At 67.9% G+C, this 15675-nt stretch carries 15 protein-coding genes; 3 read left to right on the plus strand and 12 right to left on the minus strand.

Going from position 1 to position 15675, the window contains the following annotated elements:
• Positions 1-750, minus strand: a complete 750-nt coding sequence (gene dapB, locus FGL98_RS05355) for a 4-hydroxy-tetrahydrodipicolinate reductase (RefSeq protein ID WP_146315704.1) — start codon at positions 748-750, stop codon at positions 1-3.
• A gap of 95 nt (positions 751-845) precedes the next feature.
• On the opposite strand from dapB, the gene FGL98_RS05360 reads away from it, so the two are divergent.
• Together FGL98_RS05360 and FGL98_RS05365 are read left to right on the plus strand one after the other, a co-directional pair.
• Positions 846-1820: a cytochrome c oxidase assembly protein gene (locus FGL98_RS05360; protein WP_146315705.1), complete on the plus strand. Its 975-nt coding sequence runs from the start codon at positions 846-848 to the stop codon at positions 1818-1820.
• Positions 1820-2479 carry an HD domain-containing protein gene (locus FGL98_RS05365; RefSeq protein WP_146315706.1) on the plus strand — a complete coding sequence of 220 codons (660 nt, stop codon included), beginning with the start codon at positions 1820-1822 and terminating at the stop codon, positions 2477-2479. The genes FGL98_RS05360 and FGL98_RS05365 overlap by 1 nt, the downstream gene beginning before the upstream one ends.
• Before the next feature lie 86 nt (positions 2480-2565).
• Here the strand turns inward: FGL98_RS05365 and FGL98_RS05370 are convergent, their stop codons facing one another.
• From FGL98_RS05370 to rpsO, 4 genes are all read right to left on the minus strand, one after another.
• Entirely contained in the window at positions 2566-3390 is an 825-nt protein-coding gene (locus tag FGL98_RS05370) for an Fpg/Nei family DNA glycosylase (RefSeq protein WP_146315707.1), read from the minus strand.
• A gap of 434 nt (positions 3391-3824) precedes the next feature.
• Entirely contained in the window at positions 3825-4835 is a 1011-nt protein-coding gene (locus FGL98_RS05375) for a TRM11 family SAM-dependent methyltransferase (RefSeq protein WP_146315708.1), read from the minus strand.
• Positions 4836-4975: 140 nt separating this feature from the next.
• Positions 4976-7387 carry a polyribonucleotide nucleotidyltransferase gene (locus FGL98_RS05380; protein WP_146315709.1) on the minus strand — a complete coding sequence of 804 codons (2412 nt, stop codon included), beginning with the start codon at positions 7385-7387 and terminating at the stop codon, positions 4976-4978.
• Between the two features lie 169 nt (positions 7388-7556).
• A complete protein-coding gene (gene rpsO, locus FGL98_RS05385; protein ID WP_146315710.1) occupies positions 7557-7826 on the minus strand; it encodes a 30S ribosomal protein S15 in 270 nt (89 codons plus the stop codon).
• Positions 7827-8002: 176 nt separating this feature from the next.
• Between rpsO and FGL98_RS05390 the strand changes: the two genes are divergently transcribed.
• Entirely contained in the window at positions 8003-8515 is a 513-nt protein-coding gene (locus tag FGL98_RS05390) for a MarR family winged helix-turn-helix transcriptional regulator (RefSeq protein WP_146315711.1), read from the plus strand.
• 27 nt (positions 8516-8542) lie between these two features.
• Here the strand turns inward: FGL98_RS05390 and ndk are convergent, their stop codons facing one another.
• The 7 genes from ndk to FGL98_RS05425 form a co-directional block, all read right to left on the minus strand.
• Positions 8543-8956 carry a nucleoside-diphosphate kinase gene (gene ndk / locus FGL98_RS05395; protein WP_146315789.1) on the minus strand — a complete coding sequence of 138 codons (414 nt, stop codon included), beginning with the start codon at positions 8954-8956 and terminating at the stop codon, positions 8543-8545.
• 34 nt (positions 8957-8990) lie between these two features.
• Positions 8991-9200: an undecaprenyl-diphosphate phosphatase gene (locus tag FGL98_RS05400; protein WP_146315712.1), complete on the minus strand. Its 210-nt coding sequence runs from the start codon at positions 9198-9200 to the stop codon at positions 8991-8993.
• A 15-nt stretch (positions 9201-9215) separates the two neighbouring features.
• Positions 9216-9608, minus strand: a complete 393-nt coding sequence (locus FGL98_RS05405; RefSeq protein ID WP_146315713.1) for a DUF4233 domain-containing protein — start codon at positions 9606-9608, stop codon at positions 9216-9218.
• Complete coding sequence (locus FGL98_RS05410; RefSeq protein ID WP_146315714.1) at positions 9605-10993, minus strand: bifunctional folylpolyglutamate synthase/dihydrofolate synthase; 1389 nt, start codon at positions 10991-10993, stop codon at positions 9605-9607. Before FGL98_RS05410 ends, FGL98_RS05405 begins: the two co-directional genes overlap by 4 nt.
• Positions 10990-11502 carry a GNAT family N-acetyltransferase gene (locus FGL98_RS05415; RefSeq protein ID WP_146315715.1) on the minus strand — a complete coding sequence of 171 codons (513 nt, stop codon included), beginning with the start codon at positions 11500-11502 and terminating at the stop codon, positions 10990-10992. The genes FGL98_RS05410 and FGL98_RS05415 overlap by 4 nt, the downstream gene beginning before the upstream one ends.
• Positions 11499-14792: an isoleucine--tRNA ligase gene (ileS, locus tag FGL98_RS05420; protein ID WP_146315716.1), complete on the minus strand. Its 3294-nt coding sequence runs from the start codon at positions 14790-14792 to the stop codon at positions 11499-11501. Before ileS ends, FGL98_RS05415 begins: the two co-directional genes overlap by 4 nt.
• Before the next feature lie 271 nt (positions 14793-15063).
• The gene (locus tag FGL98_RS05425; RefSeq protein ID WP_146315717.1) at positions 15064-15654 is read right to left on the minus strand and encodes a GAD-like domain-containing protein; all 591 of its coding nucleotides are present in this window, start codon (positions 15652-15654) and stop codon (positions 15064-15066) included.
• Positions 15655-15675 lie beyond the last annotated feature (21 nt).

Below are 15675 nucleotides of genomic sequence, written 5' to 3' on the forward strand. Positions count from 1 at the left end.
TCAGTCGATGCCGAGGAAGTGCTCCAGCCCGACGGTGAGCCCCGGATGCGCCGCGACCTTGCGCACCCCGGTCAGCACGCCCGGCATGAAGCTGACGCGATCGAACGAGTCGTGCCGGATCGTGAGCGCCTCGCCGACACCGCCGAACGACACCTCCTGATGCGCCACCCGCCCACGCAGTCGCATCGCATGCACCGGTATGCCGTGCACCCGGGCACCGCGGGCACCGCCGGGGTCGCTCGTGGTGGCGTCGGGTACCGGATCCAGCCCCGCGTCCTCCCGTGCGGTCCCGATGAGGTCCGCCGTGCGGGCCGCGGTGCCCGAAGGAGCATCCACCTTGTCCGGATGATGGGTCTCGACGATCTCCACGGACTCGTAGAACTTGGCGGCCTGCTGGGCGAACGACATCATCAGCAGCGCACCGATCGCGAAGTTCGGCGCGATCAGCACACCGGTGTCCGACGACTCCTGCAGCTGCGTGCGCAACGTCTCGAGCCGCTCGTCACTCCAGCCGGTGGTGCCGACGACCACGTGCACGCCCCGGGCGACACAGTGCGCCACGTTCGCCGGCGATGCATCGGGCACCGTGAACTCCACGGCCACCTGCGCACCACCCAGGTTGCCGAGGTCGTCACCGTCGTCGAACCGGCCGACCAGCTGCAGGTCGTCCGCAGCCTCGACCGCCTTCGCCGCCTCGCCGCCCATCCGACCCGTTGCGCCGATCACTGCCACCAAGATGCGCTCACTCACGAGGGACAGCCTACGGAACACCCCCGGCGCCCGGGCACACGCCGTCCGACGGATGCCGGCAACCCGCGCCCAGCCGCCACTGAGACAATGCGCGGGTGAGCCGTTTCACTGCATCCTCCTGGGCCACGGCCTGGACCTTTTCGCCGTTCGGCGTGATTCTGGCCCTGCTGCTGATCGGCGGGTATGCCGTGCTGTGGCGCGCCGCGCGCCGCCGCGGCGTCCGCTGGCCGCTGTGGAAGACGCTGGCCTTCCTGCTGCTCGGGGTCGCCCCGCTGCTCTATGTCACCTGCGGCGCGATCGGGGTGTATCGCACGACCTTCTTCTGGATGTTCGGCGCGCAGATCGCGGTGCTGTCCGCCGTGACGCCGACCGGCCTGGCGCTCGGCGATCCCATCGGCTTGCTGACCCATGTCACGGGTCCGGACACCTGGGTGCACCGAGCTCTGCACAGCAGGGCCTCGCGCGTCCTGATGTTCCCCATGGTCGGATCCCTGATGGCCGTCGCGAGCATCATGCTCATCTTCTTCACCGGGTACGCCCAGGCCGCCACCCGAAGTGCACCGATCGGTGTCCTCGCCGACCTGCAGGTCCTGATCATCGGGATGCTGGTCGTGCTCCCCCTGATCACCGAGGATCTGCTGCCGGCGTGGGCCGGTCCGGGCGTGCGCACGTTCTTGTCCATCATCGACGGCCTGCTCGACGCGATCCCGGGGATCCTCGTGATGACCTCGTTCAGCATTCTGGCTCCGCGCTTTCCGGGGTTCGAGGCGTCGGCGGCACCACTGCGCGACGGAATGACTCATCTGCTCGACCAGAAGTACACCGGTGGGGCCCTGCTGGCGATCGCCGAGGTGATCGGCATACCCCTGATGGGTGCCGTCTTCGTGGACTGGATGCGGTCCGACGACGCCGAGGCGCGCGAGGCAGACGCCCGCCTGGACGAGCAGGCGACAGCCGTGGCGAGCCGCGTCGCGGACCATGACGCCGATCCGGCGCCGTCCGACCAGCCCTGGTGGCTGAGCGACCCGCGCATGGCCGGCCGGTTCCATCGTCCCGGAGACGACGACTAGTGCCGGCACTGATCGCGCGGTGGTCCAACGACGTGACCGCCCTGTCGCCGGGCGCAGACCCCGATCGGGTGCTTGACACCGGCGCCGACCTGCTGCGCCGGTGGACGCAGCCGCATCGCCACTACCACACCACCCAGCACCTGGCGGAGGTCTTCTGGGCGCTGGAGGAGGTGCTCGACGACGAGCCGCTTGCCCGGGTGGGCCGACTCGCGGGCTGGCTGCACGACGCGGTGTACGCCGTCGGCCCGGCCGCCGGTGCGAACGAGCGGCTCAGCGCCGAGCTGGCGCGCGATCTGCTGCCGCCGCTCGGCATAGACTCCGCCACGGTCCAGACGGTTGGCGAGCTGGTCGAGATGACCGCCGATCATGACCCGGCCGCCGGCTCAAGCCTCGGCGATGCCTTCCATGACGCGGACCTGTGGATCCTCAGCGCCCCGCCCCTGCGGTTCGACGAGTACTGCGACCAGGTCCGTGCGGAGTATGCGCAGGTGCCGGACACGTCCTACGCCCAGGGACGCGGTGCGATCCTGCAACCGCTGCTCCAGCGCGATCAGCTCTATCGCACATCGCATGCGCAGACGACATGGACGGACGCGGCCAGGCGCAACCTCACGCGCGAGCTCGACCGCCTCGCCACCACGACCTTGAGCACCCCCTGACCACCCGCTGCCCACCCCCCTTGACCCGACCAACACCGCCGAGTTGTGCACTTTGGACCCAAAGTGCACAACTGGGGGCTTGACTCTCAGCGGCGGCGCTGGCAGCGGCCGCACCAGAAGAGGTTGCGTCCGGCCACGACCTTGGTGTGAATCCGGCTGCCGCAGACGTGGCATGCCTGCCCCGCGCGCTTGTACACGGCATACGTCGGGTCGCTGATCGATGCAGCACCGGTGCGCGCCGCCCGCTCTTCCAGGTCGAGCAGCTCGTCCTCGTCGGTGACGATCCGCCCGGTGATGACGCCGACGGCAAGCAGCCGCACCAGGTCGGTCCAGATCGCGTCCCAGGTCGGCCGCCGGATCTGACGTCCGGCCCGGAACGGGTCGACTCGGTGGCGAAACAGCACCTCACAGCGGTAGAGGTTGCCCACACCCGCAAGGACCGACTGGTCCATCAGCAGCTCCGCGATGCTGCGCCCGCTGCGGTGTAACCGCGTCCATGCCCGCTCCGGATCTGACTGCGGATGCAGCGGATCCGGACCGAGCCGGGCAATGACCGCAGCAACCTCCTCGGGCGTGCGGACGGCGCACAGTGTCGGTCCACGCAGGTCGGCCACCGCGCTGTCGGAGCTGATTCGCAGGCGCACCTGACCGACCGGTGGCGGCAGGGCTCCGGCATACGGGACGACCGAGAACTTGCCGATCAGGCCGAGGTGCACATGCAGGTAGCGTTCCCGGCCGAACTCCACGAACAGCTGCTTGCCGACGGAGTCTGCGTGCAGCAGCCGCAGGCCGTCCAGCAGCGCGGCGCCGTCGGCGAAGCGTCCCTGCGGACTGCTGACCCGGGGGTCGCTGCCGGCGAACGCATCGTCCAGCGCCGTCGCGAGTCGTCGCAGGGTGTGGCCTTCGGGCATGCGCACAGTCTGGCGCAGACCGAGACGGTCAGGAGGGGCGGGCTGCAGCAGTCGGCGGATGCGGCACGCCCTTGCGCAGGACAGGGGGTGGTGGTTACGGCCAGGACTGCGGGCAGCCCCTTGGACGGGGCCGACGCGAGCACAGTCATCGCATGGCCTTCGCCAAAGCGCTTCGTTGTCCGCGGCAGGCCGCTGAGCCGATCCCAGTGAACCCGGCGATGATGGGCGGCACCGCTGCCTGTGCGCGCTGCGACGCCGCAGGCGAGGGAAGGGATCCGGATGCGACGGCCTCCGGCAGTGACACGCCGTCCAGCGTCACTTGGTCGGCAAGCGTCCAGTCGGTGGCGCGTCTGCGACGTTCGACCACCCACAGCGCCGTGATCGTCTGGTCAGCCCGACAACAGGATGCCGAAATCAGTTGCCCACAGGCCAGCTCACGACGCGTCCGCTGTGCGCCTCTCGCGCAGCCTGCGACTGCGCGCCAGGGTGTATGCCGTGGGCGTCACCCCGTTGTAGCGCACGACTCGCTCTCGCACGATCTTCAGGCCGTGCGTGCGCGCGACGGCGTCCTTGAGCAGTCGCTTGTCGTCGCTGAGCAGAACGCAGCGACCATCCGAGGTCAGGACACGTTCGATCTCTCGAAGTGCAGCGGGGTAGAGCGTGCGATTCGCCTCGTTCGAACCGATGCGCTTGCCGAACGGCAGATCCGTGACCACCCGGTCGACGCTGTGATCCGCGACCTCGAGCGCAGTCGCGTCCCCCTGCCGGACCGAGACTCGCTCGGTCAGCCCGAGCCTACGAAGGTTGCCGGCTGCCAAGTCGACTGCCTCTGCGAGCGCATCGACAACAAGGCCGTCGCCGGTGGGCCGCACCAGGGCGTCCACGATCGGCACGGAACCCACCCCCCCGCACGGGTCGAGCAGCACGCCCTCGGCCGGCACCTTCGCCAGTCGCACGGCGCACGCTGCGACCGCCACCGGCGTCGCCGCAGGCAGCCGGTCGAGCCGGCCGAACCGGGCGGCCCAGCGCAGCGGCCCGATGTCGGCGCGCGAGGTGGCCAGGTCGAGGTTCACATCCCAGTCGCCCGGTGAGTTGATCCAGCCGAGTGCACGATCTACCTCCGCGATCACCGCATCCCGCTGCACGGGATCGCCGGGCGAGTGGACTCGGTAGTGGACGATCCGGTCGACACCGACCCGTTCGCACAGCCTCCCGACCGCCGCCTCCCGCAACGAGATGGCGACTCCGGTGGACAGGTCCAACGGCACCGACACCTGGTCGATCGCGGTCGCGTGCTCGAGGAAGGTCAGGTCGCCGATGCTCTCCACCAGCAGCAGTCCTGGGTCGATCTGCCGCGCGCGGACCCCGTCGTCCTCCAGCAGGTCCCCGCGCACGAGATCCTCGAAGCCCACCGGGCAGGTCAGGACGAGGCGCCGGCTGCTCACCCGGTCAGACTACGGGCTCTGCCTGCCCGCCCCACGAACGACTTCCGCCGAGTGGAGTAGAAAACCCTCGAGTGGAGTGCCTATATGTACTCCACTCGAGGGTTACGTGCTCCACTCGGCGGTTAAAGCCGATCGATCGATCAGTCGGTGGCTTCGGCCTCAGGGGCCTTGTCACCGGCGTCTCCACGACCACGGCCACGACGGCGACGGCCGCGCGGACGGCGCTCGCCGCCCTCGGCGGTCGCGTCGTCGTCGGCGGACTCGGAGTCGTTGGCCTCCGGTGCCGCATCGGCGGCGGGTGCCGACTCCACCGGAGCCGACTCGTCAGGAGCAGCGTCGGCGGGAGCATCCCCGGCGGCGTCCTTCTCCTCCACGACCCCGAGGGACAGCTTGCCGCGCGGGTCGATCTCCTTGAGCTCGACCTGCACCTTCTGACCGACCTTGAGGACGTCCTCCACATTGTCGATCCGCTTGCCGCCGACCAGCTTGCGCACCTCGGAGATGTGCAGCAGGCCGTCCTTGCCCGGGAGCAGGGAGACGAACGCACCGAACGTCACGGTCTTGACGACCGTGCCGAGGAAGCGCTCACCGATCTCCGGCATCTGCGGGTTCGCGATCGCGTTGACCGCGGCACGCGCGGCCTCCGCGGACGGACCATCGACCGCACCGATGTAGACCGTGCCGTCGTCCTCGATCGAGATGTCGGCGCCGGTGTCCTCCTGGATCTGGTTGATCATCTTGCCCTTCGGGCCGATGACCTCACCGATCTTGTCCACCGGGACCTTGACGCTGATGACGCGAGGAGCGAACGGGCTCATCTCGTCCGGACCGTCGATGGCCTCGTTCATGACATCCAGGATGTGCAGACGTGCCTCGCGGGCCTGGGTCAGCGCGCCGGCCAGCACGTCGGCGGGGATGCCGGCGAGCTTGGTGTCCAGCTGAATGGCGGTGACGAACTCCCGCGTGCCGGCGACCTTGAAGTCCATGTCGCCGAAGGCGTCCTCGGCACCGAGGATGTCGGTCATCGCGGCATACTGCGTCTTGCCGTCGACCTGCGCCGACACCAGACCCATCGCGATGCCGGCGACCGGTGCACGCAGCGGCACACCGGCGTTGAGCAGGGCCAGCGTCGAGGCGCAGACCGAACCCATCGAGGTGGAGCCGTTGGAGCTGAGAGCCTCCGACACCTGGCGGATCGCGTAGGGGAACTCCTCGCGCGTCGGCAGCACCGGCATCAGGGCGCGCTCGGCAAGCGCACCGTGACCGATCTCGCGACGCTTCGGGGAGCCGACGCGACCGGTCTCACCGGTGCTGTAGGGCGGGAAGTTGTAGTTGTGCATGTAGCGCTTGCGCTTCTCCGGCGACAGCGTGTCGAGCATCTGCTCCATGCGCAGCATGTTCAGTGTGGTGACACCCATGATCTGGGTCTCGCCGCGCTCGAAGATCGCCGAGCCGTGCACCCGCGGGAGCACCTCGACCTCTGCGGACAGCGCGCGGATGTCGGCCAGACCGCGACCGTCGATGCGGACCTTCTCGGTCAGGATCCGCTCACGCACGAGCTTCTTCTGGACCGCCTTGAACGCTGCCGAGACCTCCTTCTCGCGACCCTCGAAGCGCTTGCCCTCTCCGGCCAGCTCCTCCTTGAGTGCGCTCTTGAGCTCGTCCAGCTTCTCTTCGCGGTCCTGCTTGCCGGCAATGGTCAGCGCGGCACGCTGCTGCTCGGTGGTGTCCTTCTCGACGGCCTCGAAGACGTCGTCCTGGTAGTCCAGGAACAGCGGGAAGTCCTGCACCGGCCTGGCGGCCTTGCTCGCCAGCTCGGACTGCGCCTCGCACAGCACGCGGATGAACTTCTTGGCGGCCTCCAGGCCCTCGGCAACCGACTCCTCGGTGGGAGCCGCCTTGCCCTGGTTCTTGACCAGGTCCCAGGTGGCAACGGTGGACTCTGCCTCGACCATCATGATGGCGACATCGTCGTCCATGATGCGGCCGGCGACGACCATGTCGAAGGTTGAGCGCTCGGCATCCGAGAAGTTCGGGAACGCGACCCACTGGCCGTCGATCAGGGACAGCCGGGTGGCGCCGATCGGGCCGCTGAAGGGCAGGCCGGAGATCTGCGTCGACGCCGAGGCGGCATTGATGGCCACCACGTCGTACTGGTGCTCGGGGTTGAGCGAGAGCACGGTGATGACGACCTGGACCTCGTTGCGCAGACCCTTGACGAACGCGGGGCGCAGCGGGCGGTCGATCAGTCGGCAGGTGAGGATCGCGTCCGTGGACGGACGACCCTCACGGCGGAAGAAGCTGCCCGGGATCTTGCCCGCGGCATACATCCGCTCCTCGACGTCCACCGTCAGCGGGAAGAAGTCGAACTGCTCCTTGGGGTGCTTGCCGGACGCGGTGGTCGACAGCAGTGCGGTCTCGTCGTCCAGGTAGGCGAGGACGGCGCCGCCGGCCTGCTTGGCCAGCCGACCCGTCTCGAACCGGACGGTGCGGGTGCCGAATGAACCGTTATCGATGACGGCTTCGGCGAACGTGATTTCTGGACCCTCCATTGGGCCCTCCTCTTCTTGTTGCTTCGTCCGCGCATCGTCGTTGTGCGCGGGCTTCGTTCTGCCAGAGGGTATGCCGGGTGCTCAGTTGAGCGTCGGCGGTACGTCCCCCTGCATACACGTCAAGGCGACTGCCGGTCGGCAGTCGCCTTGAACGTATAGGTCTGTGGTGTTATCGGCGCAGGCCCAGTCGCTTGATCAAGGAGCGGTAGCGCTCCACGTCGACCGACTCGAGGTAGCGCAGCATCCGCTTGCGCTGACCCACGAGCAGCAGCAGACCACGACGGCTGTGGTGGTCGTGCGGGTGCTGGCGGGCGTGCTCGGTGAGATCCCGGATGCGCTGGGTGAGCATCGCCACCTGGACCTCGGGGGAACCGGTGTCGCCCTCCGTAGTGGCGTACTCGGAGATGATCTGCTGCTTGACTGCACTTTCCAAAGGCATAAGTCGGCGACTTCCTGTTCTCTCATCGTTGCGCGGTGCTCCTGGGCATGTTCACCAGAGCGCTCTGGATCCGCGGCCGTTCTACGGCACCTCAAGGCTAGCAGTCACGTGGCCGGTGCCCTAATCAGCCGATGTGGGCACCCTCGCACCGCTCGGCCCTGGCAGACTTGGCCGACATGAAGCCCAGGGGATCAGCGGAACGGGACCGCTACCAGACCGAGGTCGCCGCCTACGTGGCCGCCGGCGGCAATGAGCAGATCCAGCGGGTCGTGACCGCTGTGCACGGACTGCACCGGATGCTCGAGCAGTGGTACACAGTCCAGCTGCAGGACCTCGACCTGACCTCGGGTGAGTGGGCCGTGATCTCCCAGATCGCGACCGCACAGCCCGACGAGGTCGTCACACCGTCGGCGCTGGCGGCGTCCGCGGCAATCGCTCCGTCCTCGATGACGCACCGGTTGGACCGGATGGCGCAGCGCGCCCTGATCACGCGCGAGCCGGACGAGTCCAATCGCACCCGCATCATCGTGGGACTGACGGACGCGGGCTGGGCAATGTTCACCCAGGTGGTGCGCGACTCCGAGGCGCTCGAGTCGGACGTGCTGCGTCCGCTCACCGATCGTCAGCGGGAGCAGCTGGCGACCCTGCTGGAGCGGGCGATCGCGGGCATCGACCAGGAGATGGACTAGGCCTCGACTAACCCTGCGGAACTGAGGTCAGGCCTTGAACCAGATGCCGATCTCGCGCTCGGCGGACTCGGGCGAGTCCGAGCCGTGCACGATGTTGGCCTGGACCTTCTCGCCCCATTCCCGACCGAGGTCGCCGCGGATCGTGCCCGGCAGGGCCGCGGTCGGGTCGGTGGCACCGGCGAGGCTGCGGAAGCCCTCGATGCAGCGGTGCCCTTCCACCACGGCGAAGGTCGCCGGTCCGCTCGACATGAAATCGATCAGCGGCTCGTAGAACGGCTTGCCCTGGTGCTCGGCGTAGTGCGCGGCCAGGCGCTCCCGGTCCGGGGTCTCCACCTTCAGCGCTGCCAGGGTGTAGCCCTTGGCCTCGATCCGGCGGAGAACCTCGCCGGTGAGTCCGCGGCGGTAGCCGTCCGGCTTGACGATGACGAGGGTCCGTTCCATGTGCGCAGTCACGACGCACACCCTAACGACCGCGTCAGGACGCGGTGACGACGCCCGTCCCCCGCATCCCGAAGACGGCGAGCGCGAGCCCGATCCGGTAGTAGACGAACGGTCGGAAATCGTGCGTGGAGATGTAGCGCAGGAACCGCGCGATCACGGCATACCCGATGGCGCAGGCCAGCACAGTTGCCACGGCGATCTCGCCCCACGGGGTCCCCTCGAAGTAGCGAGCGCAGCGAGTCACTTCGAGGGGTCAAGCTCACCCGGGGTCGTGCGCGGTGAAGTTCTTGGTCATATCGTCCATCTTGCGGCCCTGCACGAGGGCCGTGGCCCACAGCGCGATGAAGATCAGGCCAACCACGAACATCATCGGGACTACCACAGCGCTGATCAGGGTGGCGATCTCGATGCTCCATCCGAGGGCGACACCCCACGGACGGCGCAAGGTCCCCGCCGCCATGATGCACAGCAGCGCGAGCACGATCCCGACCGTGAGGTATGCCGTGTGCGCGGCCTGGCCCTGCGCCTTGGCGAGCGCGTAGGCCACCAGGGCACCGAAGAACACCACCAGTGACTGGCTGCCGATCACCAGGGCGGCGAACCGGCGGGTCATCCGCTCCCCCACGCCGTAGAGCAGCAATGACCCGATCATGTATCGGTCTTTCCGAGCAGCTTGCGGACGTCGGCCGCCGTCACGACCGAACCGGTCGCGAGCACACCGCCGGAGACCCCGCCCTCGTCGGCCAGCTCGGCCGCACGGTCGATCGCCTCCAGCAGGTCGGGCTGGACCGTGACGCGATCCTCGCCGAAGACCTCGGCGGCCAGTGCGCCCAACTCGGTCGGGTTCATCGCGCGGTGCGACGAGTTGCGCGTGATGACCACCTCATCGAAGACCGGTTCGAGCGCTTCGAGCATCGCGAGCACGTCCTTGTCCTTGAAGATCGAGAGCACTCCGATGAGGCGGCCGAAGGTGAAGGAGTCGTTCATCGCGTCGCGCAGCGCCTGCACCCCGGCCGGGTTGTGCGCGGCGTCGACCAGCACGGTGGGTGACCTTCGCACGATCTCCAGGCGTCCGGGCGAGGTCAGCTCGGCCAGGGCGGCCTGCAGCACCTGCTTGTCCAGCGGCTGCTCACCGCCGCCGACGAAGGCCTCGACCGCGGCAATCCCCGTCGCGACGTTGTGCGCCTGATGCTGCCCGAAGAGGGGCACGAACAGGTCGGTGTACTCCCCCGCCAACCCGCGCACCGAGATCTGCTGCCCGCCGACCGCGGTGTCCAGCGCCGTCACCTCGAACTGCGTGTCCTCGCGCACCACGGTCGCCTCGACCTCGAGCGCCTTCTCGGCGATCAGCTCGTCGACCGCGGGATCCTGCCGACCGACGACCGCGATGGCTCCGGGCTTGATGATGTCGCGCTTCTCCATGGCAATCTCACCGATCGTGTCGCCGAGCAGGCGCTGATGATCGATGGAGATCGGCGTGATCACTGCGACCTTGCCATCGGCCACGTTCGTTGCATCCCAGGTGCCACCCAGGCCCACCTCGACGACGGCGACGTCGACCGGAGCGTCGGAGAACGCGGCATACGCCATCACCACGAGCAGCTCGAAGTAGGTCATCCGGGGTTCGCCCTGCTGCTGCGACCGATCATCGACCATCTGCACGTACGGCAGCACGTCATCGTAGGTCTGGATGAATCGCTCGGGGTCGATCGACTTGCCGTTCAACGCGATCCGCTCACGGATGTCGTGCAGGTGCGGTGAGGTGAAGCGTCCGGTGGACAGCCCCATCTCGCGCAGCACTCGTTCGATGACGCGTGTGGTGGTGGTCTTGCCGTTCGTGCCGGTCAGGTGGACGACGGGGAAGGTCGCCTGAGGGTCTCCCAGCAGCTCCATCACCTGAGCTACACGTTCGAGCGACGGCTCCGGCGTGTGCTCTGGCGCGCGCGCAAGAATGGCCTCCTCCACCTCGCGCAGGCGCTTGCGCACCTCCAGCTTGCGCGCTGCCTCGACCGACTGCGCGTCCGGACGCCCGCTCACTTCTTGCCTCCCAACTGCAGCCGCAACCAGACGTTGTCCGGCATACCGGACCCACCTTCTTCCTGTCGGACGAACTCGAAACCGAACTTCTTGTAGAACGCCGCCGCGCCGACGTTGCCTGCCAGGTGAGAGAGGACCACCTGGTCATAGCCGTCTGCGAGCGCCTTGTCGATGACCGCGCGCATCAGCCGGGCCCCGACGCCATGCCCTTGGCACTCCGGCATGACGTAGAGCTTCCAGAGCGCCAAGGCACCGTCGAGCGGGCCGACGACCGCGACGCCGACCACGTCTCCCTCGAGCTCGGCGACCGTCACCCGCCCGGCGCGGATCGGCGGAATCGTCGCATCGGCGGTCCACCACTTGGCCAGGCCCATGGCGACGTAGTCCTTGCCCGCAATCGGCACGTAGGTCGGCGGCCAGGTCCGATGGCCGACCTCGAGGACGGCATGCAGGTCGTCCCCGGTCGCCGTGCGGGTCGTCACAACGCTCGGCGTCTGGTCGCCGCTCACGAGGTGACCGCCACGTCGTCGCCGACCTTCTTGACGACGATGGTGACCTTCTTGCCGTCCGCAAGATCGGCCACGCTGCCGCCCGGCACCGACTGTCCCGCGCCGGCTGCGCCGAGCTGGACCGCCAAGGTCTCCCGCATGATCAGGCCCTGGTGCGCGAGCACGGCCTGCCAGACGTCGTCGTCGCCGACGACCGTCAGACTGATGCGGTCACTGACGTCCAGGCCGGCGGCGCGACGTTCCTGCTGGACGGCACGCACGACGTCGCGCGCCAGGCCCTCCTGCTGCAGCTCGGGGGTCACCGCCGTGTTGAGCACCACGAAACCTCCTCCGGGCAGCATCGCCGGGACACTGTTCGGACCGGCAACGTCGGACACCACCGTCTCCAGGGTGAACTCGCCCTGCTGCAGCTGGATTCCACCGCTTGCGACAGCTCCGTCCACCGCGATCGACCAGTCGCCCGACTTGCTCGCCTTGATGACCTGCTGCACCTCCTTGCCCAGACGTGGGCCGGCGGCACGCGCGTTGACCACGAGTCGCTGCTCCACGCCGAAGTCCGACTCGCTGGCGTCTGCAATGTCGACGAGCGTCACTGCCTGCACGTTGATCTCATCGGCGATGATGTCGGAGAACTGCTCCAGCGCCTGCGGATCCGCGGTCACGGCAGTCACTTCGGGCAGCGGCAGGCGCACCCTCAGATGGTTGGCCTTGCGCAGACCAAGGGTCGTCGAGCAGATTGCCCGGGCGCGGTCCATCGCCGCCACCAACTCCTCGTCGGCGGGCAGGTCCGATGCTTCCGGCCAGTCCGTCAGGTGCACCGACCGACCCCCGGTGAGCCCCCGCCATACCTGCTCGGTCGTGAAGGGCAGAAGCGGCGCTGCCACTCGGCTCACCACCTCGAGCACGGTGTAGAGCGTGTCGAATGCGGCGCGCGCGCCTGCCTCTTCGCCGTCCGAGCCCGTACCCCAGAAGCGTTCGCGGGACCGGCGGATGTACCAGTTCGTGAGCACGTCCAAGAACGCCTGGACGCCGTCACAGGCTCCGGCCACGTCGTAGGTGTCCAGCCGCCCCTGCACATCGACGACCAGGTCGTGCAGCTTGGCAAGGATGTATCGGTCCAGCACGTCGGTGGACTCGGTGCTCCACCTAGCCTGGTATCCGGCCGCATTCGCGTAGAGGCCGAAGAAGTACCAACTGCTCCACAGCGGCATGAGGACCTGACGCACGCCGTCCCGGATGCCTTGCTCGGTCACGCTCAGGTTGCCGCCGCGCAGGATCGGGCTCTGCATCAGGAACCAGCGCATCGCGTCCGCCCCGTCCCGGTCGAACACCTCGTTCACATCCGGGTAGTTGCGCAGCGACTTGCTCATCTTCTGCCCGTCCGAACCGAGCACGATGCCGTGACACATGACGTTGGAGAACGCCGGGCGGTCGAACAGCGCGGTCGACAGGATGTGCAGCATGTAGAACCAGCCGCGGGTCTGGCCGATGTACTCGACGATGAAGTCCGCCGGAAAGTGATGCTCGAACCAGTCCGAGTTCTCGAACGGGTAGTGCACCTGGCCGTAGGGCATCGACCCGGAGTCGAACCACACATCGAGCACGTCCGGCACCCGCCGCATCAGCGACTTCCCTGTCGGGTCATCGGGATTCGGCCTCGTCAGCTCGTCGACGTAGGGGCGGTGCAGGTCGGTCACCTTGACACCGAAGTCACGCTCCAGCTCCTCGAAGCTGCCGTAGACGTCGATCCGAGGATGGCGCGGGTCGTCGCTGCGCCAGACCGGGACGGGAGACCCCCAGAACCGGTTGCGCGTGATCGACCAGTCGCGCGCGTTGGCCAGCCACTTGCCGAACTGACCGTCCCGCACGTTGCCGGGCACCCAGTTGATCTGCTGGTTGTTCTCCAGCATCCGGTCCTTGATCTTGGTGACCTCCACGAACCAGGAGCTGACCGCCATGTAGATCAGCGGGTTCCGACACCGCCAGCAGTGCGGGTAGGAGTGCTCGTAGGTCTCCCGTCGCAGCAGGACCGTGCCGGCATTGACCGCACCCGCTTCCCCATCACGCCTGGTGGCGGCCTTGAGGTGGTCGATGATGTGCGGGTTGGCGTCGAATACCAGCATCCCTTCGTACTCGTCGACCGGGTGGGTGAACCGCCCGTCCGCCCCGACCGGCACCACCGGCTCGATGCCGTTGGCGTCGGTCACCAGCATGTCCTCCTCACCGAAGGCGCCGGCGCTGTGCACCAGGCCGGTACCGTCGGTAGTGGTCACGAAGTCGGCCTCGACGACCTTGAACGCGTTCTCGTGGCCGGTGAAATAGCTGAACGGCGGCGTGTAGGTGCGGCCGATCAGGTCGGCACCGGTCAGCCGCTCGACGACGTGCTCCTGCCAGTCGGCCTTCGCGTCGCCGAAGAGATCCTTCGCGTACGACGCGACGCGCGCCTCCGCGATGACGTACCGCTCGACGGTGCCGGTCGGCAGTTCGCTCTCGACGACGAGGTAGTCGATGTCCGAGCGGACCATGATGGCGAGGTTCGACGGCAGGGTCCACGGCGTCGTCGTCCAGATCAGGGCCAGCTCACCCGTCTCCAGCCGCAGGCCGACCGTCACGGCCGGGTCCTGGCGCATCTGGTAGACGTCCTCGTCCATCCGCAGCTCGTGGTTGGACAGCGGGGTCTCGTCGTTCCAGCAGTAGGGCAGCACGCGGAAGCCCTCGTAGACCAGGCCCTTGTCGTAGAGCTGCTTGAACGCCCAGATGACCGACTCCATGTAGTCGGGGTTGAGCGTCTTGTAGTCGTTCTCGAAGTCGACCCACCGGCCCATGCGGTGGACGTAGGCTTCCCAGTCCTTCGTGTAGCGCAGCACCGACTCCCTGGCCGCGGCGTTGAACTTGTCGACGCCCATCGACACGATCTCATCCTTGGTCTTCAGGCCCAGCTGCCGCATGGCCTCCAGCTCGGCGGGCAGCCCGTGCGTGTCCCAGCCGAATCGGCGCTCCACCCGCTTGCCACGCATGGTCTGGTAGCGCGGGATGAGGTCCTTGGCGTATCCGGTCAGCAGGTGACCGTAGTGCGGCAGGCCATTGGCGAAGGGAGGTCCGTCGTAGAAGACGAACTCGCCCTCGCCGTTCTCTCCCGCATCGCGCTGCTCGACGGAGGCGCGGAAGGTGTCATCGGTGTCCCAGTACTTCAGCACCGCCTCCTCGATCGCCGGGAAGCTCGGGCTGGCGACGACACCCCGCGACGGGTTGTCGTCGGCGGAGGTGAGGTCGACCTTCGGGTAGATCATCGGTTCGTCTCTTTCGCGGTCGTCGGCCTTCCTGCGAGGGCGGAGCACCCGGACCTGCCGGGCGGCATCGCGGTACCACCTCGCTTGCCGCACGTCGTGTGCCAGGGGCACACGGCATGCGACCGCTCGATCATGAGCTGTGACGGGCTCGTCCCGTCCGGTTCTACTGGGAGTCCTCGCGGACCCGGTTCTTCCGGAGGCTTACCGCTGATGACGGTTCAAATGCCAGTGGCACCAGTGTACGGCGATCGCGCCACGGCCACGAATCGGTTCAGTGTCGCTGGGGCGCGACCTGACGATGGATGTCTCGCAGATGCGGCACGCCGTCGCCCTTGACCATGGCCTCCGGGCGCACCTGACCGCCCAGTGCCAAAATCGGCTCGAAGTAGTAGATCTCGCCCCGCTTCAGGTCCCCCAGCTTGCCGCGGGCACCACCGCGGGGCCCCTCGAGGTCCTTGAGGTGCGATGAAGGGCCGGGCAGGTGCTGGTTGAAGAACGAGACGAGGTCACCCGGGATCACGCCGTTGGCCTGGAAGTGTGGGTCCAGACACTGAATCCGGTCACGCCCGTCGACCCGGTCGTAGTGATAGACGTGACCGAAGCTGGTCACCGCGAACGGGAAGCTGGTGACGTCGCCTCCGAGCCAGGTCTGCAGCACGCTCATCCACTCACCGGGATCGACCAGGGCGATGCGCTGATCGCCGTAGAAGCCGACTCCGTGCGCCCGCCACAGCTCGACCAGTGCCCTGGGCGCCACCCGATCGGCGTAGCCGAGGAATGCGTCGAACGGTGCCCGAGTATCGGCGTCCGGCCGGTAGGTGTCGACAAACCGCTGCACCGCGATGCCGCCTGGCTGGGTCATCGTGCCTCCATCACATCCTGA

The organism is Leekyejoonella antrihumi (assembly GCF_007845645.1).
Classification (GTDB): domain Bacteria; phylum Actinomycetota; class Actinomycetes; order Actinomycetales; family Dermatophilaceae; genus Leekyejoonella; species Leekyejoonella antrihumi.

What these genes read in the sequence shown, in the direction of transcription:
- ileS (WP_146315716.1), bottom strand. Translation starts at nt 14,792, where the DNA reads ATGATCTACCCGAAGGTCGACCTCACCTCCGCCGACGACAACCCGTCG.
- rpsO (WP_146315710.1), bottom strand. Translation starts at nt 7,826, where the DNA reads ATGCCTTTGGAAAGTGCAGTCAAGCAGCAGATCATCTCCGAGTACGCC.
- ndk (WP_146315789.1), bottom strand. Translation starts at nt 8,956, where the DNA reads ATGGAACGGACCCTCGTCATCGTCAAGCCGGACGGCTACCGCCGCGGA.
- FGL98_RS05380 (WP_146315709.1), bottom strand. Translation starts at nt 7,387, where the DNA reads ATGGAGGGTCCAGAAATCACGTTCGCCGAAGCCGTCATCGATAACGGT.
- FGL98_RS05390 (WP_146315711.1), top strand. Translation starts at nt 8,003, where the DNA reads ATGAAGCCCAGGGGATCAGCGGAACGGGACCGCTACCAGACCGAGGTC.
- FGL98_RS05370 (WP_146315707.1), bottom strand. Translation starts at nt 3,390, where the DNA reads ATGCCCGAAGGCCACACCCTGCGACGACTCGCGACGGCGCTGGACGAT.
- FGL98_RS05425 (WP_146315717.1), bottom strand. Translation starts at nt 15,654, where the DNA reads ATGACCCAGCCAGGCGGCATCGCGGTGCAGCGGTTTGTCGACACCTAC.
- FGL98_RS05405 (WP_146315713.1), bottom strand. Translation starts at nt 9,608, where the DNA reads ATGATCGGGTCATTGCTGCTCTACGGCGTGGGGGAGCGGATGACCCGC.